The following is a 20,292-nucleotide window of genomic DNA, read 5'->3' on the forward strand; positions in this document are numbered from 1 at the left end:
TTTATAAAATGGATCAGCTAATAATTGAGTTAAAATAAAATGACTGCGGCTTTTGTAATACTGGCTCACCGTAAACCTGAACAAGTTGCACGTTTAACTAAGCGGCTTGCACCACACTATGTATTTGTCCATATCGACTCTAAAGTAGAGGATAGCGTTTATAACGAATTTTGCCGTTTGTTGGAGAATTTGCCACATGTCACATTAATTAAGAGGCATCGTTCTGTATGGGCATCATGGGGGATTGTTGCTGCAGTATTAGAGGGGATTAAAGCTTCGCTTAAGCAAACTGGTTGGACTCACGTTATGGTGATTAGTGGACAAGACTACCCTTTGATAAGCTCAGCCCAAATGGAGGATTTCTTCAATCAATATATTGGTAAGTCTTTCGTGGCTAATTGGGAGTTACCAACAACTCTGTGGGGTAAAGATGGGGGAATGTATCGCGTTAAATACTGGCATTTACCATTTAAAGGCAGGCGATTGTTTATACCAATTCCTAGGCGACAACCGGCAGGAATTAAGCATATAGGCGGATCAATGTTCAGTTGCTTAAGTCGAGATATGGCTAACGAAGTGCTTTCATTTACAGAGAGTGAGCCTGAAGTCACCAGTTTTTATAAACATGTTTGGATTCCAGATGAGCTTTTTATCACAACAGTCGTAATGAATACTGCTCGCAAAGACTCTGTGATAGGTGAGAATTTATCTTATATTAGGTGGTCGAGTCCTGGGTCGCCCCACCCAGATGAGCTAAAAGCTGAAGATGCGCATGAGCTAATTTGTGCAGGGAAATATGGGTCAAGTGTTGGTGGATATGGTCGTAAAAAACTATTTGCTAGAAAAGTTTTTATGGAAAATCATTCTCAATTATTAGATGCACTAGATCAAGTAACTTAATAACTACAATTAAAAACAAGGAAATTTAGTTTGAGCAACATCAAAGTAGCATATTTAACTAGCCAATATCCTAAAGTAAGCCACAGCTTTATTAGGCGAGAAATTTTTGCGCTAGAAAATAATCATGTTGAGGTGAGTCGTATATCAGTTCGCGGTTGGGATGGTGAGCTAGTAGATCCAGTTGATATAGACGAGCGTACAAAAACACAATATATTTTAAAAAATGGTATTACAGGTTTGCTCTCTGCTTCTGTAAGAGTGTTTTTGAGGAATCCCATTAGTTTTTTTAAAGCACTAGGGTTAGCGGTGAAACTAGGCTTAAGAGCTGATAGGTCTTGGCCTTATCATTTAATTTATGTGCTTGAGGCATGCCAAGTGCTGTTGTGGCTCAAACAAAGTAATGCACAGCATATGCATGTACATTTTGGTGCAAATGCAACTGAAGTGGCTTTACTGGTGCGCAGTCTAGGTGGGCCTAGTTATAGCTTTACTATTCATGGTCCAGAAGAGTTTGATAAGCCTGAATTTATCAAGATTGCTGAAAAAATTAATGGCTGTGCTTTTGTCGTTGCAATTTCATCCTACTGTCGTAGTCAAATTTTTCGCTGGATCCCTTATTCTCAGTGGTCAAAAGTAAAAGAGGTGCATTGTGGTATTGAGGATGCTTTCCATAATATCAGCCCTGTGCCTATCACCGAAAAGCCACAGTTGGTGTGTGTGGGTAGAATTTGCGAACAAAAAGGTCAGCTTTTGTTGATCGATGCGGCAAATATTTTGGCTAAAAAAGGCATTGATTTTGAGCTTGTATTAGGTGGCGATGGTGAAATGCGTTCAGAGGTTGAGGCGCAAATTAAGCGTTATGGCCTGAACGACAAAGTACGTATTACAGGCTGGATTAGTAGCGACCAAGTGCGTAATGAAATTTTAAATGCAAAAGCATTGGTATTGCCTAGTTTTGCAGAAGGCTTGCCTGTGGTTATTATGGAAGCTATGGCACTTAGACGGCCTGTAATTAGCACTTATATTGCGGCGATTCCTGAGTTGGTGATTAATGGTGTGAATGGTTTTCTTTTCCCCGCGGGGGATGTAGATGCTTTGGCTGAGACGCTTGAGAAGTTCTTAGCTTTACCAAATGAGCATTTAACTCAAATGGGTGAGTTAGCATATAAACGTGTATTAGAAAGACATTCGGTGGATACTGAGGCTCATAAATTGACGCAGTTATTTAATAATGCAATTGCTAATAATAAGGCTAACGCATGATAATGCTGGAAACTCTTTTCTGTGCAGCAATTGCTGTCATTAGCATTCCCGTGTTTACTTTTTTTGTGCAAATTGTCATGTCACTACTACCTTTAAGCAACAAAAGTAGCAATGACAAACTTACGTTATTAACAACAATATTGATTCCTGCACATAATGAATCCACAGGCATCACTCAAACTTTATTGTCTATTAAGGCGCAATCAACATCGAACATTAAAGTGTTGGTGGTAGCCGATAACTGTAACGATAATACAGCCGAAGTAGCTAGAAGCCATGATGTTGAAGTGATTGAACGTTTTCATGAAACTAAGCGCGGTAAAGGCTTTGCACTCGATTTTGGTATTCAGCATTTAGCTGCAAATCCGCCAGAGATTGTGCTGATTCTAGATGCAGATTGTGTATTAGGTGAAAATGCAATTTCAACCTTAGTAGATGAAGCAATACAATATAAACGTCCTGTTCAGGGCTTATATTTAATGCGAGCTAAAGTCGACTCACCTCTGAAAATTAAGATTGCAGCATTTGCTTGGGCAGTTAAGAACTGGGCTAGGCCGCTGGGGTTTTATCGTTTAGGTCTAGCTTGTCATCTTTATGGTTCTGGTATGGCTTTCCCATGGCAGGTTATTAAGCAGGTAAATTTGGCGAGTGGACATATTGTTGAGGATATGAAACTTGGTGTAGATTTGGCTAAATTAAACCTAGCCCCTAAATTTTGTCCGCAAGCACTGATAACAAGTGAGTTTCCTAGTAGTGAAGAGGGCATTAAAACTCAGAGAACTCGTTGGGAGCATGGGCATCTAGGGATGATTGTGAAAGAGGGCTTGCCGTTAATTTTAGACGGTATTAAGCATGCAAATTTAAATATGCTGGCAATCGCGCTTGATATGTGCCTACCCCCGTTAGCGCTACTGGTGTTAATCATTGGTACATTAAGTATTATTGGGGTTGTTCTAAGTATCGCAACTCAGCAATTTATGCCTTGGTGCTTGATTCTAGTAGATTTTATTTTGGTAGCAATTGCTGTGATACTAGCCTGGTATAAATTTGGCAGAAATATAGTTAAATTTTCAGAGTTGATGACAGTGCCTTATTATGTGTTAGCTAAAATTCCGCTTTATATTAAATTCATTTTTAAGCGTCAATCAGAATGGGTACGCTCAAAGCGTGATAATTAATAAAGTTTTTTGAGAGTCCTAAAAAATATGGCAAATATCATTACAAAAAAAATTAACTTATTTGGGGTTACGATTAATCCTCTCACGATGAACGAAACGGTAGATTTCGTGAGTACATGGATAAAGTTTGCAGAAAGTGATTGCAAGTTTATTGTGACACCAAATGTGAATTGCGTTGTGCAGTTAAGTAAAAATCAAGCTTATCGAGATGCCTTTGAAAATGCCTCAATGGTCGTGGCCGATGGTAAGCCCGTAGTATGGACTGCTAGGCTAATGGGTGAGGAGATTCCAGGCACAGTCACTGGTAGTGACTTAGTGCCAGCTATTTTTCAACACTTTCACGATGAAGCGGATGCTGAATTAAAAGTTTTTTTACTTGGCGCAATGCCTGGTGTGGCGGAGCTTGCTGCAAGTAATATTGAGCGTACATATCAGAAGGTTAAAGTGACAGGCTTGTATAGTCCGCCATTTGGATTTGAAAAAGATGCCGTGGAGTGTGAGCGAATTTGCCAGATGATTAGCCACTCTGGAGCAGACTTTTTGCTGATAGGTCTTGGAGCGCCAAAACAAGCAACATGGGTTAACCAGTATGCTAAACAATTACCTGTTAAAGTCGCAATATGCGCAGGTGCAACGATAGATTTTTTAGCTGGCAATAAGCCGCGCGCACCTAAATGGATGACTAATATTGGCATTGAGTGGTTTTACCGCATGGTGATTGAACCTAGGCGTTTGGTAAAACGTTATGCTGGTGACGCGCTAGTGTTTCCAAAGTTGGTTTGGAAAGAGTGGAAGAGTCGTCATTAAAGAGCCCAGGTGCTATCTTGAATATTTTTTTCTTATTTGAATCAATCTTACTTCTACTTGCTTATGAATAATATAGGCAATTAGGAGTGACAAAGTGGCGGCAGCTAATCCAAGTAATAGCATAGAATATTCAGGAAAGTAGTCGTTTAAAGTTTCGATAATAGTGTGATGTACTAAGTAAAAAGAGTAGGACAGCACACCGATAAAGCGGACTGACTTTAAATTCAGGATTTTGAATAACCCCCAATCAGGAAGCCTAATAGCCGCGATGAAAATTGGAATTAAAGCAACGCCTTGAATAGTGTATCTGAAAGTCTCTCTAAATAAATCTGATCGATATACAAGTGAAAATACAAGCATGCTTATGCCGATAGGCAGCCAAACATATTTAAGTAAACTCTCACTCATTTGATGATTGGTATCAATGACGGGATTTTTGAAAAGAGCAAGGCCACAACCAAATAGTAGGCTGTCAAATCTTGTATCTGATGCGTAATAAGTCCTGTGTTGCGGAGCATGCTCTAGCAATACTAAATAAACTCTCCAAAACAATGCAATAAAGCATAGTGTAATAATTATAGCTAACAATTGATCTTGGGTGATCTCAGGTTTGAATTTTAATAAGTAAATATATATCAGTGGGAAGACTAGATAAAAGTGCTCTTCAACCGCTAGTGACCAAAAAACTCCAGTGCCAATGGTCGTTCCAACCCCGCCCCAGAAAATACCATAATAATTTGCCAAGTGAAGCACTTGCGCCAGCATGCCCTCCAAATTAACTTTACCAGGAATAATATTCAGTGCGGTTAAGATTGCTCCTAAAAATAAAACCAAATAGAAATTAGGCCAAATACGCAACATTCGACGAATGTAAAATTTCTTGAGGTCTATTTTTCCAGTTTTAATGTGTTCTAATCTTAGTAAAGTCGTAATTAAATAACCACTTAGAAAAAAGAAAATAGTAACGCCAAGTCCACCAGGAATTACTTTGCTTAAACCTGCATGCGAGAGAAAAACGATACAAATAGCAACTGCTCTTAAGCCGTCAAGGGAGGGTATGTGGAATTTGTTAGGCGCAGATTCTAGGGAGTTATTATTCATTTATTTTTGTAAAGCTATTTGCTGAAATTTAGAGTGTAAATGAGACTGTTGATCATTGCGTTTGTTATTAAGTATTCGATAAGCTTACTTGTTTGAGTGATGAAATAGTTTTAATCTGAAGCTTTTTTGCTTGAGCTTCCTCTATTTCAGTGATAGTTCGGTCTATGCTGCTACTAATAAATAAATTCGATAGTCCCACTCCTGCAGCAATGGCAGCTTCTAAATCAGAGATGTTATCGCCAACCATCACAGAGGCTTGCATATCAATATTAAATGCGGCCTGAGCTTCTAAAAACATGCCTGGCGCTGGTTTTCTGCAGTCGCATTGAGTATGATATTTATCTAACCCATGCACTGGGTGGTGTGGGCAAAAGTAAATTTCATCAATATGGGCGTAATTGCGGCTAAACTCATTTTTCATCCAAGCGCTGAAGTCTAGAAATTGTGTTTCTGTGTAATAGCCACGTGCAATACCAGCTTGGTTAGTAACGACGATCACTTTGTAGCCTAGTGCATTAGCACGCTTCACTAGGTCGAAAATACCCTCTACAAATATACAATCTTCTGGTTTATGTAAGTAGCCTACATCAACATTAATAACGCCATCTCTATCTAAAAATAGCGCAGGAGTGGGTGCTATCATTGTTGCAACTACTTATTTAATACCATAGCGGGAACTTTTTTTTGTGCTATTGCGTAGTCTTCAGGAATGCCAATATCAATGAAGTCAGTTACTTGGTCGTAAGCAATTAAATTTAATTCACTAATATGTTTCATGAGTATTTCAGTTTCAAATGAAAACTTATTGGGTAAATCAAAATCCTTAAACAAGGTCTTATTGAGTATATAAATGCCAGCGTTGATTAAACCTTCACCAGATTTTCCCTTTTCAGCGAAGCCTGTAATTTGCCTATCTTTAAGAATCACTGTGCCATAACGACCGGCATCACTGACTTTAGCAACTGCTAAATGTAGCTTGGATATAAATTCATTAGAAAACGCTATAAATTTATTCAAGTCTGTTTTAGCTAGTGTGTCGCCATTTAAGATTAATACTACTTCCTCAGGTATTTGTTGGCATGCGTTAAGTATTGCTCCTCCCGTGCCAAGTGGCTCTGACTCTACAATGTAGTGAAGACTCACTTGGTTAAACATAGACCCGAAGTAATTTTGAATATGCTCATGCATGTAGCCGACTGAAAGATACACATCTTTTGCACCTTGATTTTCCAGCTCTTGTAACAACCACCATAAAAATGGTTTGCCATTCACATCTGCCAAGGGTTTTGGTAAATCTGGCACAACACTTTTAAGGCGCGTGCCAAAGCCGCCTGCTAGAATTAGAACGGGATGCATCATGTTGGTGCGTATTGTTCGCGAGGAAATATTTGAAGTTCTACTAGGCCGCAAATGATATGACCTAAAAGTAAATGACCTTCTTGTACTTTTGGTGTCTCTGGAGACGGAATTTCAATAGAGAAATCGACTAGGTCTGGTCTGCTCCAGCCTTTTTGGCCAGTAAAACCAATCACTTTCAAACCTAGTTGTTTTGCAGTTTCCATTGCGGCAATAATATTGGCTGATTTACCTGAGGTTGAATATGCCCAGAAAATATCTCCTGGCACACTGACCGCTTGAATTTGCCTAGAAAATAGCTTTTCGTAGCCATAATCGTTGCCAATAGCCGTTAATATTGAGGTGTCTACTGTGAGAGCGAACGCGGCTAGACCAGGTCTGTCGTAATTAAAGCGGCTGACAAACTCACCAGCAATGTGTTGTGCATCCGCCGCGCTGCCGCCATTGCCGGCCAGCAAAACTTTATTTTTGTTGCCAAGAGCGGCACAAATTTCAGTCACGCAAACTTCAACTTGAGAAAGTAGTTTCTCATTGCTCAGAATGCTAGAAAACGTATTGATTGATTTCTCAATCTCTTGATTGATGAATGATCTCAAGCTTTTCTCCATGATTGTGTGCCAGTATCAGTAAAGTTACATGTAGATACTTGGCCGTTAAATTTAGACAATGCCCGCATCACATAGGGGCGCTGCGCGGGGTCAACAAAAAACATGATGAATCCACCACCGCCTGCACCTGAAACTTTACCTGCTTTCGCGCCAGCTGCAATAGCAGCATTATAGATCTCTTCTATCATTGGGTTAGAAATACTCTTAGCCATTTTCTTTTTAGATTCCCAACCATGCTGCATCGAGGACGCAAAAGCATCAAAATCAGCTTTTAATATAGCCTCTTTCATGCTGACGGCCTCAGCTTTAATCGCATGTAAAGGCTCTAAATACTTAGCATCCCCTGTTTTTACATTAGTTGTTTGCTCATCCACCAGTTTAGCAGACTCTCTAGAGACACCAGTGTAAAACAGCACTAATGAGGATTCAAGCTCCGCTTTAATGTGAGCCTTAATGCGTAACGGATTAACTATGACACGGTCTTTATAAAACTCCATAAAGTTTAGCCCGCCGAAAGTGGCTGCGTATTGGTCTTGTTTACCGCCTGTTAAGCCTAAGTCATTACGTTCAATTTGATAAGCAAGTTGCGCAATTTCATATTCACCTAATGGCAAGGAGAGCAACTCGCAGAATGCCTGAACTAACGCAACGACCATGGTGGATGATGAGCCTAAACCTGAGCCTGGGGGGGCTTCGGAGTGGGTGATGATGCTTAGTGATAGTGGCTTGTTGTTATTGAAGTCTTTGATGATGCGGTTATACACTCCAACGTGTAAATCGACACCAGAAACACGCTCAAGTTTTGGCGACATTTTGCCAAACCAACGATTATTATTATCCGCAGCAATGAGTTCTACGTGATCATCGTGACGACGTATGATGGTTGCGTAAGCATATTTATCGATAGTTACGTTAAGGACTAAGCCGCCAAATTCATCTGAATAAGGCGACACATCTGTACCTCCGCCAGCTAAACCAAGCCTTAAAGGGGCTCTAGCTCTTATTGTTGAGTTGTCGTTATTCATATGCCCGTAGTTAATAATTGTTGAATTGGATTAAGTCTTAAGATGTACTTCAATTGTGAGTTTACTATAAATATTAAGCAAGCATTATGCCAAAGTCAAATAACTAATATTTGCGGTTTTTACAAAGATGTGTCTGATTGCAGATAATAGTTATCATAACGATGAAACTATCTGGTAGGTAAAAAATCACTGCAATATTTAGAATATTACTGATTTATTTTATGGTTTATAATAAAACCAAACCTAATATTTACATTAGTTGCTATATACAAAGCATATTTAAAATACAATTTTGTTAACCTTTTTGGATGATTGGTCATAATGAAAAAAGTCACTAAAGCAGTTTTTCCAGTTGCCGGTTTAGGTACACGTTTTTTACCCGCTACAAAAGCAAATCCTAAGGAAATGTTACCTATTGTAGATAAGCCATTGATTCAATATGCAGTTGAAGAGGCTGTTGCTGCGGGAATTACTGATTTAATTTTTATTACAGGTAGAAATAAACGTTCTATATCAGACCATTTTGATATGGCTTATGAGTTAGAGAATGAGCTTGAGCGTAACGGTAAAACCGAGTTGCTCAAAATTGTACAAAATATTGTTCCTAAAAACGTTAATTGTATTTATATTCGTCAAACGCAAGCTCTGGGTTTAGGTCATGCCGTGCGCTTGGCTAAGCCTGTGGTGAATGATGATGCTTTTGCTGTGATTTTGGCGGATGATTTGCTTGATGGAAAAAAACCCATCATGAAGCAAATGGTTGATGCTTATGACTACTACCGCTGCTCTTTATTAGGTGTTGAAAACGTACCCGCAGATCAAACTAAGAGCTATGGGATTGTTGCAACTTCGCCGCTCAATAAGGATATTGAGCAGGTTTCAGCGATTGTAGAAAAGCCTGATCCAAAAGATGCACCTTCAACATTGGCGGTGGTGGGGCGTTACATTCTGACCTCTAGAATTTTCCATCATTTAGATAATGTTAAAGCGGGTGCAGGCGGTGAAATACAATTAACTGATGGTATTTCAGCATTGCTTACGGAAGAGCAAATACTGGCGTATCGATTCGATGGTGTTCGTTATGATTGCGGCTCTAAATTTGGTTACTTAGAAGCAACGATTCGTTTAGGGTTAAAACATCCAGAAGTTTCTAAAGATCTACGCGCTTTGTTAGAGTCCATTGTGAACGATAAAAAGAAGGCTAACTAAAGCCTGAATTGATTTTAAGTTTAAAAAAATGCCCACAGTGATGTGGGCATTTTTATTGATGATGTTAATAACTTTCAATGCAATTAAACAGCAGGAGTTGTTTCAATGATAGGTATTTTATTGGCGGCGGGCTTCTCTAGACGGTTTGGCGCATCTAACAAGCTATTAGAGGTTTTACCAAATGGCGACACCGTAGCACTAGCGTCAGCTAAAAATCTTATTGGTGCTATTCCTTTTTCCATTGCAGTTGTTCGACCTGAAAATAAGGCGCTTGCCGATTTGTTGCAGGAGGCTGGGCTCAAGGTATTTTTTTGCAGTGAGCAAGACACAGAAATGGCAGACAGCTTATCTGCAGCCATTAGATTTTCTGCCGCTTTTACTGAGTCTAGTGATGGCTTTATTATTGCATTGGCTGATATGCCCTATATTGACTCGCAGACTACCGCTGCTATCGCGACCAAGCTGAATGAGGGCACCTCTATCGTTGTACCTACTTATCAAGGCAAGCGCGGGCATCCTGTTGGGTTTTCTGGCAAGTTCCGTGATGAGCTAGCAAGCCGGCAAGGTGATGAGGGCGCGCGCTCTATACTGAAACGTTACCCAGAAGAGGTTATTTTTTTGGAATGTAATGACTCAGGAATACTAGCTGATATTGATACACCAGCAGACCTTGATCAGCAATTGGCACTGCGCGTTAAGCGCTAGGCAGCGCAATATTTATTAATTGGATTTGAGGCATTAGCCTTTAATTGCTGCGCTCGTACTTGAATAAGTTCGGCTAGTATCGCGATAGCAATTTCTGCAGGCGTACGACTGCCGATAGGTAGGCCAACTGGCCCGTGCAATGTTGCAATCTCTGATTCAGTCAGGTCGAACATACGCATACGCTCACGTCGTTTGACTTGGTTTTTGATTGAGCCAAGCGCTCCAACATAGAATGCATTTGATTTGAGTGCTTCAAGTAAGGCCATATCATCAAGCTTTGGATCATGTGTAACCGCTACAATAGCAGTGTAAGCATCGGGGTTGATTTCTAGCACGGCATCGTCTGGCATTTCATAAATCCACTCCACGCCTTCTACATGCCACTCTGCACGAATTTCTGCACGTGGGTCGCAAATAAGTACGTCAAAATCCAAAACCTGCGCCATGCTCGCCAAAACAGAGCCAAGTTGATTGGCGCCAATAATCAGTAAGCGCCATTGCGGACCAAAGTAGCTATGAAACCAATCGCCTTCTAATTTTGGCGGCCCTTCAGGCAGTACTTGATTAATCGTTACTTGACCTGTGCTTAGACTAACGGAGCGTTTGATTAACTTGCGCTGCTCTATATTTTGCAACAGCAATGATAGGTGTGCAGAATCACTTAAAGGCTCCACAAATATCTGTAAACGACCGCCACATGGAATGCCAAAGCGATGCGCATCATCATTGCTTACGCCATATTCTACTATCGTTGCTGTTTGTGGCAGCTCTTGATGGCGCGCTTTGTCCGCGAGGTCATCTTCAATACAGCCCCCTGACACTGAGCCAATAAGATGTCCATCCTCGCGTACAACCAACAATGCCCCTGGCAGGCGTGGTGCTGATCCCCAAGTGTGAATCACCGTAAATAAGTGTGCTTTATAGCCACTATCCAGCCATTCAACAGCGCGGCTCAGTACTTCCCAATCAAGCGATTTCAATGTTCTAAGCCAGTTGGTTGCCGATTGGCAGGGTACGAATACGTTTACCTGTCGCAGCAAAAACTGCATTAGTGACTGCAGGGGCTACAGGTGGTAAACCGGGCTCACCAACACCGCCCATTTTTTCAGTATTTTGCACGATGTAAACTTCTACTTTAGGCATGTCAGCCATACGCATGACCTTGTAGTCATGGAAGTTTGATTGTTCTACCATGCCATCTTTGAAAGTAATCTCACTTTGCATTGCAGCGCCAAGGCCGAAAGAAATGCACGATTCCATTTGTGCTTTCAGTGAATCTGGATTAACTGATAAACCGCAATCAATCGCGCATACCATACGATGCACTTTTACTTCGCCTTTATTCACTGAGACCTCTGCCACTTGTGTGACAAAGCTACCGAACGATTCATGTACAGCAATCCCGCGGAATACGCCTTTAGGTAAGGGTTTGCCCCAACTTGCTTTCTCAGCAGCTAAGTTAAGTGTAGCCAAATGGCGTGGGTGATCATTCAGTAACGCTCGACGATACTCTAGCGAATCTTTTCCAGCGGCATGAGCTAGCTCATCAACCAAGCTCTCCATGACGAAGGCTGAATGGCTGTGCCCAACTGACCGCCACCACAGCACTGGTACGCCAGTTTTTGGCGTGTGTAAACTCACTAGGTGATTTGGCGTGCCTTTTATATAAGGTGAATCTGCTACGCCTTCTACAGAGGTTGCATCGACGCCATCTTTAATTTGAAAAGCTTCAAATGGCGTGCCTAGCATAATGGATTGGCCCACAGCGGTATGCTCCCAAGCGACTGGCAAACCTTTAGCATCAACAGCAATTTTGGCTTGATGTAGGTACATAGGGCGGTAATAACCACCTTTAACATCATCCTCACGGCTCCACACGGTTTTCACTGGAACGCCTGCCGCTTTGGCTACTTGAACCGCTTCAGAGACAAAGTCCGCTGCCGGATTGGCGCGCCTGCCAAAGCCACCACCAAGAAACAATGTATGTATCTTCACCTGCTCAGGTTTCAAACCAAGTATTTTTGCGGCAGCTTGCTGGTCGGTGCCTTGCATTTGCGTACCAGTCCAAATTTCACAGCTGTCTTGACTGATTCTCACTGAGCAATTCAGTGGCTCCATTGGCGAATGCGCTAAATACGGTAAAACATATTCTGCTTCAATTATTTTTGTGGCTTTAGAGGCCGCTGTTTTAATATCACCCGCTTTGGCGGCTGGTAATCCTTGAGTAGCCGCCATTTTGCGGTACTCGCTGACTAGTGCTTTTGAATCAAGACCTGCGTTTGGACCTAAATTCCATTCTACTTTAAGCGCATCACGGCCTTGTTTTGCCGCCCAGTAGTTATCGGCAATCACTGCTACACCAGTCGGCACTTGCACTACTTGGTGTACACCTTTAATTTTCTTTGCAGCACTTGCGTCGAAAGACTTAACTGATCCGCCAAATACTGGCGAGCGAGCGACCATCGCGGTCATCAAGCCGTCAAAATGAACATCCTGACCAAAGATTGCCGTCCCGTTAATTTTTTCAGGGCCATCTAGACGTTTAGTGGCTTTGCCGATGATTTTCCAATCTTTTGGTTCTTTAAGCGTGACCGCTTTCGGTGTTTCCAGTTTGGCTGCTGCTTCAGCTAAGTCGCCATAACTAATTTTTTTATCGCCACTGATAGCGAAACCATTTTCTGTTTTAATACTTTCAGCCGCAACACCTAATTTTTTTGCAGCCGCGTTAACCAATAGTGCACGAGTTAAAGCACCAGCCTGACGATAGCGGTCAAATTCAGACCACGTGGTTGAAGAGCCGCCAGTGATTTGAATGCCATAAGCGGTATGGATATATTCTGGCGCAGCTGGCGCATGCATGACTTTGATTTTGCTCCAGTCCGCATCTAGCTCTTCAGCAATCAGCATTGGCAGTGTGGTCCAAATGCTTTGGCCCATTTCACTGTGCGCCAACATCACTGTAATCGTGTTATCTGTGCCTACGCGCAAAAAAGCGTTTGGTGTCGGTAGTTTGCTAGCTTCTTCGCTTGCATTGGCATCCGAGATACCTGGCAACAGAAAGCGTTTAGCGTTGGGGATAGAAAAGGCAATCACTAAACCACCAACAGCTAAGGCTGTGGCTTTAATGAAAGTGCGTCTTGAAATATTTAAAGGTGAGTTCATGGTTGGCTCCTTAAGCTAACTTGTTCGCAGCTTCGTGGATAGCCGCACGAATTCTAGGGTAAGTACCGCAACGACAAATGTTGCCGCTCATCGCTGCATCAATATCGTCATCGGTCGGTTTTTTATTGCTGGTGAGTAGGGCAGTTGCCGCCATGATTTGTCCTGATTGACAGTAACCGCACTGTACAACATCAACCGCACTCCAAGCCGCTTGCACCGCCTGACCAACTTTGTCATTTTGCATGTGTTCGATGGTGGTGATTTTTTTGCCAACAGCGGCAGTGACTGGGGTAACGCATGAGCGTATGGCTTGCCCGTCGAGATGCACGGTACAAGCACCACATTGCGCCATGCCGCAACCAAATTTAGTCCCTGTCAGATGCACAACATCTCGTAATGCCCACAAAATTGGCATATCGTCTGGAGCGTCGAGTTGTACGTCTTTACCGTTAATGTTCAAAGTAATCATGTTGGCTTGTCCTTCGATTTATCTTAAATTTGGCTTTATTTTAAAGTGGACTTGTCTAATCTATTTGGATTTTTAAAATATTAAAAATTTAGAATAAATTAATATTTATTTTCGATACTATCGCATAGTGTTAGTTGTCATAGTGTGGAATAATTTGGAATTGATGATTCCAAATTATGGAGCAATTCGATATGCAAAATCAGTTAGACATGCTGCGTATTTTTAAAGTGGTCGCAGAGTCCACAAATTTTAGAGAAGCTTCTAAAAGACTAGGTGTTTCACCACAGTCTGTCACGCGTGCTATAAAAGAGCTTGAAGAATTATTAGGAGAGCCGCTATTTTATAGAAGTACTCGCAATACCAGCATCACCGAATTTGGCAAGCTGATGGCCTTGAGAAGTGAAAGCGTGATTGATCAAATGGATGCGCTCTTTCAACTTAATAAAATTCCAGATACTAAGCGAATCGAAGGGGCAGTGAAAATCACCATGTCTTCTTCTCTAGGGCGGAAATATTTGCTACCTGCACTCAATGATTTGGTGAAAGATTACCCTGGTATTCAGCTCGACCTCAGATTCTCTGATCTAATCGATAATGTCGTCACAGATCAGATGGATATTGGCGTAAGGATAGGTTTTTTCGGTGAGAGTCGAAACGTTGCAAGAAGAGCCCGAGAAATTAAATTTTACATTGTTGGTACTCCCGAGCTTATTGCGAAGGTTGGAGTACCTCAACAAGTGAACGATCTCTGTCAAATGCCACACACAGCTTTGATTGATCAGAACACTGGCAGAATTTGGCCGTGGACTTTTGCAAATGAGCCAGATTGCTTACCCACCGCACCCGCATTTATCACTAATGATCCTGAGGCTGAGTTAGAGGCGGTACTGGCAGGTATGGGTTATGGTCAGCTTGCTGATTTTCTATGTGCAAAGTATATTCGTACAGGTCAATTGGTGTCGGTATTGCCAGATCAGTCACCTGAACCTTGGGGTGTGTATGTTTATCGTCCACAACGAGGCCCAGTGGCTGAACGTGTAAGATTGGTGTTTGATCACTTGGTGAAAACACTGAGTAACGTTAATTTATATTAACTTTTTGGATGAACAATCACGGTGCACGTCATCCCCGCCACTAAAATCATATTTTTAGGTATTTCATCAAGCGTAATTCTTACTGGTATTCGCTGTGACAACCTTACCCAATTAAAACTCGGGTTAACGTTTGCAAGTAACCTCACATCAGTAGGATTGTCGCGGTCAGTAATGCCTCGCGCGAAGCTTTCTACGTGACCTTTTAATATTTGGTTAGAGCTTATTAGCCTTATTTCTGCAGGGTCGCCTATTTGCATCAGTGCGAGTTTGTGCTCTTCAAAATAACCATAAACCCAGAATGAGTGTTGGTCTATCACCGCTAGTTTAGGAGCGCCTATCTGAGCAAAGTCGCCGGGTCGCACTAGTAAATTCGACACCCAGCCATCAACAGGTGAGCGTACAACTGTACGTGATAAATTCAATTTAGCTAGGTCTAACTCAGCCATTGCCGCGTCATATTCAGCTCTGGCACTAGTGGCTATGAGTGAGCTGTCTTCACGATTTTCTTGCGAGATGACTTGGTCGTCAATCTCAGCGCGTCGTTTGGCCTGACCACGTTTCATGGTGAGTTCAACTTTGCGCTGCTCAACCAAGGCTTTTGTTTGGGCAACGGCTGTTTTGTAATGCTCAGCATCAACGGTAAATAGCACATCGCCACGATGCACGAATTGATTATCGCGCACGGCAACTGAGGTGACTAAGCCATTCACATCAGGTGCAATATTCACGATATCAGCCCTCACTCTGCCGTCACGCGTCCATGGTGAATCCATATAGCGTACCCAGAGCATGCGGCCAAGAATAATAGCGGCAATCACGAGTGTCAGCGTAATTGATAGACGAATCAGTTTTTTGCTAAGGTCGTTCATTTTTCATTCCTATTAGTAAATCCACAGCCCGCTCAAGGCGAACATGCAAGCAAAAGCCGCTAATCTAAACAATGCGGGATACCAAATATAGCGGTATAAATGATAGCGTGTGAGTAACCAATCTATGATGAGTGAGCCGCAACTTGCAGCTAAAAAGCCAAATAGCAAGGTAGGGACTAGCGCGTCTAGTAGTGCTATTTCACGTGGCATGGTTAGATTTTCTCCTGAGTAACTAACACAGACTCTTCATCTAATAATGCGCTATGTATAAAGTGCAGCATTGACAGTGCTTGGCGCCTAAGCGCGTGCGCTGCTTCAGGCATGGCTATATCGTTAGAGATATCTAACGTGAGGTTTTCGATGGCATTATCGATTGCATGCAAAGCTTTTATACGTAGCGCTTCCGTGGGCGTTTCATGCAGTACTGCAATAGCCTCGAGGCTTGTAAGCAAAAGATCAGAAAAATATGGATGATTAATTTCAGGCTTAAGCTCTCGAAGTGCAATCACGGCATGACCAATTTCAAGCGTGGATAACAACCAGTCAATCACCAGTCTATCTTGCTCTTCAGCAATACGCTGAGCGCTGCCCGCACGCTGAACCAAATCGAAAGCGGCATTTTCTAGCTGTACGCGCTTCATAATCAATGGACTTTTGCACGCCTTGACCACTAATCCACGCAGGGTTGTCGCGATACGACGCCTAGACCATTGACTACTACTAATATCAATAAGACCATACATCACGCCGGAAACGAGCACTGCCAGCAAATCTGCAATGGCATCGTTAAGAAACGTGACGGGGTTAGCGTTGTACGTGCTATTAAAGCCAATATGCATTAAAAATACGATAAAAATACCTGAGCCAACCACAGCAATTGAAGGTTTGGTTGTTAACCAAGTAGCAAAGATGATAGTTGGTGTAACCGCTAAGGCTAGCATCCAAAAGCCCTGCGCTTGAGTGAGTAAATGGAAGTTGCAAATATAGGCTGAGACAGTACCAATAATCGCGCCTATCATAAACTGTTTAATGGTTTTATTAGGTGAGGGTGACGTCGCGAAAAGCGTACTGGTAATCACGCCAATAGTGATAGCTTCTATCCCAGAACGCCAGTCAGTTAATAGCCACAATGCTGTCATAATGCCTAGCGTCAGCGTGCCTCTAACACCTGCTAAGGCAACGGCTATAGCGTCAAAATGCATTTCTAGTTTTGGCGTCGCTAGAGTTTCGCTTGAACTCAGTTTATTTTCACTACGGTTTATTGATGCGTAAGTAGCGGCATAGGCATGCAACTCATGCGCAAGACGCTGCAATAACTCGGCTCCCGTTTCAAAATCCAGAAGCTCTCGTTCACTCAAGTTCTGCGGCAGCTGCATTCTGTAAAAAGTCATATTTTGAGTAAAAGAATTGCTAAAAGTCGCCAGTTGATTTGTCACAAGCGCAGCCTCTTGTTCATTACGTGCGCTATTTCCATTTAGTGAAATTGCCTCGCTTAACTGAAGATACATCGTTGCTAATGACGCGCCTACTTCAGGATGTCCATTGTTTCGTTGACGACGTAGCAGTTCCTCTAGCGCATGAAAAGTCGTCGCTACTGCCATGAACTCCTTATTCATTTCGCTAATGCGTATGCGATTATGTTTAGCGCCGTCATTTTCCATGATGGCAGAGGCGCGGAAAGACTCTAAGCTATAAATGTCGCCGATGAATCTTAATAGCACTTGCTTTGAGCTTTTAGTAGAAGCTGAGCTTTGTGCGGTGGTGCGTAATAAATCAGAAAAGTCACTGAACCGCTGTCTTACTTTGGCTTGAATGACATCCCATAGGCGTTGTGGAAAAACTAAATCACTGACCATGGTTGCGCATATCAACCCAATGAGAATCTCAGAAATTCGAGTAACGGCAATATTGAATGTGAGCTCAGGGCTAATAGCGGCAGGCAAGCCAACGATACATAACGTATAACCTGCCAATACAAATCCATACGATTGATGGTTACGGTAAACCATAGAGCCTGCCGTACATAAACCAATCCATAGCGCCATGCTCAACAAAAATAACACGCGCTCTTGTGCAAACAATGCGACTAGGACAAGTGATACGGTAATACCAACCAATGTGCCCAATAAGCGGTAATAGCTTTTTGCAAACACCATGCCAGAGCGCGATTGCATCACAATCGCTACTGTTAACATGGCTGTGCGTGGCTGATCTAGCTCGAATTTTAGCGATAGCCACATGGCAAATAGGCTGGCTAACAGTACTTTTAACAGATAGCCAAAAACGGGCGCATCTTCTTTTAACCATTCACTTAAAGCGGCGCTGCAAGTCATTAGCTGTTTACTTTTTCTACTTTTTATTAAATGCAACACACTCATGGCAAAGGCATCGCTTTTGCTGTGGTTTCATCAATCGTGCCGCCGCCAAGTGCGCGCATCAAGCCTGCATAAGCATCCAGTCGAACCGCTTGTAATTGCGTGCGTATTTCTTGTTGGCGTATCACCACGCTGCTTGTGTCTAATACATGCTGATAGTTGCTTAAGCCGCCGCTATAACTTACTTCGGCTAAATGATGGGCTTTTTTCGCTGATGCTAACGCCATATCAACTTGTTGAATTTGTTTGCCATTAGACTGCATGATGACCAACTGATTTGACACATCTTGAAGCGCTTTAACCAGCACGCCATTGTAATTTTCTACCGCAATATCGTAGCTGGCAGTTTTAGCAGATAAATTTCCACGCCGTCTGCCACCATCAAATATAGGTAAAGAAATTGCTGGGCCTGCCCCCGCAATTCCCGCAGCACTGCTCAGCAACTGTCCAAACCCTAACGCCTGAAAACCAATAAATCCCATCAAGTTTATATTTGGATAAAAAGCTTTCTTTGCCCCTTCAATATTTTCTTGAGCGGCTTCCACATGCAATCGATGGGCTAACACGTCTGGCCTCCGTCCAACTAAGTTGGCTTGCAGTGTGTCAGGCAGACCAGCGCTTGCTTCGAGCGTCATGGATGGTCGAGTAATACTTTCACCAGCACCCGGCCCTTGACCAGAAAGCGCCGCTAATTGATTACATAACAGCTTAATGCGTTCGTCAATGGCTTCAACTCTGACTCTTGCTAATGGCAAGGGTGTTTCAGCCTCAATCACTTCCATCTCTGTGCCAAGCCCAGCTTTCATGCTGCGTTGCGTAATAGCTACACGTTGTTTGATTTCAGTTAAATATTCTTCGGCTAGATCTCGTAAGTGATATTCCATAGCTAGTTGAATATAACTTCTTGTAACAGCATTAACCAGTTCAAGTTTAACTTGTTGCAACTCTAATTTGCTTGCATTGGTTTCATCCACTGAAGCATTCCATAGGCTTTCTTGCCTGCCCCATAAATCAAGGTCATAGGCGATGGATGCGGTCATTTTATTGTCCCAATCCCAGTTGCCTGCCGATGGCGGTGGAATGAACTGGAGTTCGGTAAAGCGTTGTCGAACTGCGGAAGCATCAGCGCCGATATTAGGCAATGTTTCTGCGTGCATGCTGTCAGCGTAAGCTTGCATCAGGTTCACGCGACTCTGCGCCATGTGCACTGTTGGGCTATCGTTTACAGCATTATCAATTAAGGTGTTTAGCTGGCTGTCTTGATAAGCTTTCCACCAATCTACCTTTGGCCATTCAATGTGTGAAGCGGACGTAATAGCCTGACCTGATTTCAACGACATAGCTTGAGTAGTTTTCGCTTTAGGGTTGATACCAGACATGCTGACACAGCCCACCAACGAAAACATCAAGCCAGCCACTAAGATATGGCTAGCGATATGAATGAATGTGCTTTTATTAAATTTGTGAAATTTAAACATTGATATTTATTTAGTACGGTTCCGAACTATATGTGTAAAAAAACTAGTGTGCTATTTCATTACATCAAGGCCAGCAGATAAAATGTTCACATTAACCAGCAAATTTTCTCGTTGATTAGCATTAAGAAGTGACATAAGCGCACTGACTTTTTTATAGTAATCTGGCAGCACCATATCTAACTTTTGCTGGCCAGTATGAGTCAATTTAATAAGAAGTTTTCTGCGATCAACATCATCTGTAATCCTTGTAACTAAGCCTTCTCTAACCAGACCATCAATAAATCCTGTCATGGTTGCTTTAGTCACACCAGCTTTTTCAGCCAAATCTGTGGGGGTGGAAGTCAGATCATCCTGACGCATTAACAATACAAGTACCCACCAGCGTCCTTGCAAAAGCTCATGTTTAGCCAGTAGTTTATCGAGCGCCGTAGAAATGTCTGAGCTTGCACGAAGTAAGTTCACAAAGTCAGAAATAGCCGCGATGTCAGCGTCTGGATAGCGCTTTACAAACTTTTCAAGGCTTTTAGAGGTAGGTAATTCTTTAAGTAGCAACATAGTATGGACAATGATAATATGGCTCCGTACTTTAATGCAAGCTTAATTTCTTTAGAAATATCATTCTTATGATAGCAATAACTTTGTAATGGTCTAACAAACTGCCACACTTGCTAAGGTTTTTTGCTGATACTTTTG

General features: G+C 42.3%; 20 protein-coding genes. 7 read left to right on the forward strand and 13 right to left on the reverse strand.

Features of this window, described 5'->3' with window-relative positions:
• Nucleotides 1-39 precede the first annotated feature (39 nt).
• The 4 genes from PSU78_RS03625 to PSU78_RS03640 are packed head-to-tail and all read left to right on the forward strand — an operon-like array spanning nt 40 to nt 4,148.
• Nucleotides 40-900: a beta-1,6-N-acetylglucosaminyltransferase gene (locus PSU78_RS03625; protein ID WP_300384402.1), complete on the forward strand. Its 861-nt coding sequence runs from the start codon at nt 40-42 to the stop codon at nt 898-900.
• A 30-nt stretch (nt 901-930) separates the two neighbouring features.
• A complete protein-coding gene (locus tag PSU78_RS03630; protein WP_300384405.1) occupies nt 931-2,163 on the forward strand; it encodes a glycosyltransferase in 1,233 nt (410 codons plus the stop codon).
• A complete protein-coding gene (locus tag PSU78_RS03635) occupies nt 2,160-3,341 on the forward strand; it encodes a glycosyltransferase family 2 protein (protein ID WP_300384408.1) in 1,182 nt (393 codons plus the stop codon). Before PSU78_RS03630 ends, PSU78_RS03635 begins: the two co-directional genes overlap by 4 nt.
• Nucleotides 3,342-3,368: 27 nt before the next feature.
• Nucleotides 3,369-4,148, forward strand: a complete 780-nt coding sequence (locus tag PSU78_RS03640) for a WecB/TagA/CpsF family glycosyltransferase (RefSeq protein WP_300384411.1) — start codon at nt 3,369-3,371, stop codon at nt 4,146-4,148.
• A 12-nt stretch (nt 4,149-4,160) separates the two neighbouring features.
• On the opposite strand, the gene PSU78_RS03645 is transcribed toward PSU78_RS03640, so the two are convergent.
• The 5 genes from PSU78_RS03645 to PSU78_RS03665 all read right to left on the reverse strand — a co-directional run bounded on the left by PSU78_RS03645 (nt 4,161) and on the right by PSU78_RS03665 (nt 8,238).
• Nucleotides 4,161-5,249 carry an acyltransferase gene (locus tag PSU78_RS03645; protein ID WP_300384414.1) on the reverse strand — a complete coding sequence of 363 codons (1,089 nt, stop codon included), beginning with the start codon at nt 5,247-5,249 and terminating at the stop codon, nt 4,161-4,163.
• A 67-nt stretch (nt 5,250-5,316) separates the two neighbouring features.
• Nucleotides 5,317-5,892, reverse strand: a complete 576-nt coding sequence (gmhB, locus tag PSU78_RS03650; protein WP_300384417.1) for a D-glycero-beta-D-manno-heptose 1,7-bisphosphate 7-phosphatase — start codon at nt 5,890-5,892, stop codon at nt 5,317-5,319.
• Between the two features lie 8 nt (nt 5,893-5,900).
• The gene (locus PSU78_RS03655; RefSeq protein WP_300384420.1) at nt 5,901-6,608 is read right to left on the reverse strand and encodes a nucleotidyltransferase family protein; all 708 of its coding nucleotides are present in this window, start codon (nt 6,606-6,608) and stop codon (nt 5,901-5,903) included.
• Nucleotides 6,605-7,201 (reverse strand): SIS domain-containing protein, encoded by a 597-nt coding sequence (locus tag PSU78_RS03660; protein ID WP_300384422.1) that lies wholly within the window; start codon nt 7,199-7,201, stop codon nt 6,605-6,607. The genes PSU78_RS03655 and PSU78_RS03660 overlap by 4 nt, the downstream gene beginning before the upstream one ends.
• The gene (locus PSU78_RS03665) at nt 7,198-8,238 is read right to left on the reverse strand and encodes a dehydrogenase (RefSeq protein WP_300384425.1); all 1,041 of its coding nucleotides are present in this window, start codon (nt 8,236-8,238) and stop codon (nt 7,198-7,200) included. The genes PSU78_RS03660 and PSU78_RS03665 overlap by 4 nt, the downstream gene beginning before the upstream one ends.
• Nucleotides 8,239-8,559: 321 nt before the next feature.
• Here PSU78_RS03665 and galU point away from each other — a divergent pair, with 321 nt between their 5' ends.
• Nucleotides 8,560-9,447 (forward strand): UTP--glucose-1-phosphate uridylyltransferase GalU, encoded by an 888-nt coding sequence (gene galU, locus PSU78_RS03670; RefSeq protein ID WP_300384428.1) that lies wholly within the window; start codon nt 8,560-8,562, stop codon nt 9,445-9,447.
• Between the two features lie 105 nt (nt 9,448-9,552).
• Nucleotides 9,553-10,152 carry a nucleotidyltransferase family protein gene (locus tag PSU78_RS03675; RefSeq protein WP_300384431.1) on the forward strand — a complete coding sequence of 200 codons (600 nt, stop codon included), beginning with the start codon at nt 9,553-9,555 and terminating at the stop codon, nt 10,150-10,152.
• On the opposite strand, the gene PSU78_RS03680 is transcribed toward PSU78_RS03675, so the two are convergent.
• The 3 genes from PSU78_RS03680 to PSU78_RS03690 are packed head-to-tail and all read right to left on the reverse strand — an operon-like array spanning nt 10,149 to nt 13,783.
• Nucleotides 10,149-11,132, reverse strand: coding sequence for an XdhC family protein (locus tag PSU78_RS03680; RefSeq protein ID WP_300384461.1), 984 nt, complete (start codon nt 11,130-11,132; stop codon nt 10,149-10,151). The genes PSU78_RS03675 and PSU78_RS03680 overlap by 4 nt on opposite strands.
• Before the next feature lie 4 nt (nt 11,133-11,136).
• The gene (locus PSU78_RS03685) at nt 11,137-13,314 is read right to left on the reverse strand and encodes a xanthine dehydrogenase family protein molybdopterin-binding subunit (RefSeq protein WP_300384434.1); all 2,178 of its coding nucleotides are present in this window, start codon (nt 13,312-13,314) and stop codon (nt 11,137-11,139) included.
• A gap of 10 nt (nt 13,315-13,324) precedes the next feature.
• Nucleotides 13,325-13,783, reverse strand: coding sequence for a (2Fe-2S)-binding protein (locus PSU78_RS03690; protein ID WP_300384437.1), 459 nt, complete (start codon nt 13,781-13,783; stop codon nt 13,325-13,327).
• Nucleotides 13,784-13,974: 191 nt separating this feature from the next.
• Here PSU78_RS03690 and PSU78_RS03695 point away from each other — a divergent pair, with 191 nt between their 5' ends.
• On the forward strand, nt 13,975-14,877 hold the full coding sequence (locus PSU78_RS03695) for a LysR family transcriptional regulator (protein WP_300384440.1): 903 nt from the start codon (nt 13,975-13,977) through the stop codon (nt 14,875-14,877).
• Here PSU78_RS03695 and PSU78_RS03700 read toward each other — a convergent pair.
• Genes PSU78_RS03700 through PSU78_RS03720 form a run of 5 tightly spaced genes read right to left on the reverse strand, consistent with a single transcriptional unit; the run spans nt 14,874 to nt 20,154 of the window.
• Nucleotides 14,874-15,746, reverse strand: a complete 873-nt coding sequence (locus tag PSU78_RS03700) for an efflux RND transporter periplasmic adaptor subunit (protein ID WP_300384443.1) — start codon at nt 15,744-15,746, stop codon at nt 14,874-14,876. The genes PSU78_RS03695 and PSU78_RS03700 overlap by 4 nt on opposite strands.
• Before the next feature lie 12 nt (nt 15,747-15,758).
• Complete coding sequence (locus tag PSU78_RS03705) at nt 15,759-15,956, reverse strand: DUF1656 domain-containing protein (RefSeq protein ID WP_300384446.1); 198 nt, start codon at nt 15,954-15,956, stop codon at nt 15,759-15,761.
• A gap of 2 nt (nt 15,957-15,958) precedes the next feature.
• Nucleotides 15,959-18,079: an FUSC family protein gene (locus tag PSU78_RS03710; protein WP_300384449.1), complete on the reverse strand. Its 2,121-nt coding sequence runs from the start codon at nt 18,077-18,079 to the stop codon at nt 15,959-15,961.
• A gap of 41 nt (nt 18,080-18,120) precedes the next feature.
• A complete protein-coding gene (locus PSU78_RS03715; RefSeq protein WP_300384452.1) occupies nt 18,121-19,599 on the reverse strand; it encodes an efflux transporter outer membrane subunit in 1,479 nt (492 codons plus the stop codon).
• A 51-nt stretch (nt 19,600-19,650) separates the two neighbouring features.
• On the reverse strand, nt 19,651-20,154 hold the full coding sequence (locus PSU78_RS03720) for a MarR family transcriptional regulator (protein ID WP_300384456.1): 504 nt from the start codon (nt 20,152-20,154) through the stop codon (nt 19,651-19,653).
• Nucleotides 20,155-20,292: the final 138 nt, after the last annotated feature.

This window comes from Methylotenera sp. (assembly GCF_029945705.1).
In the GTDB taxonomy this organism is placed as follows: domain Bacteria; phylum Pseudomonadota; class Gammaproteobacteria; order Burkholderiales; family Methylophilaceae; genus Methylotenera.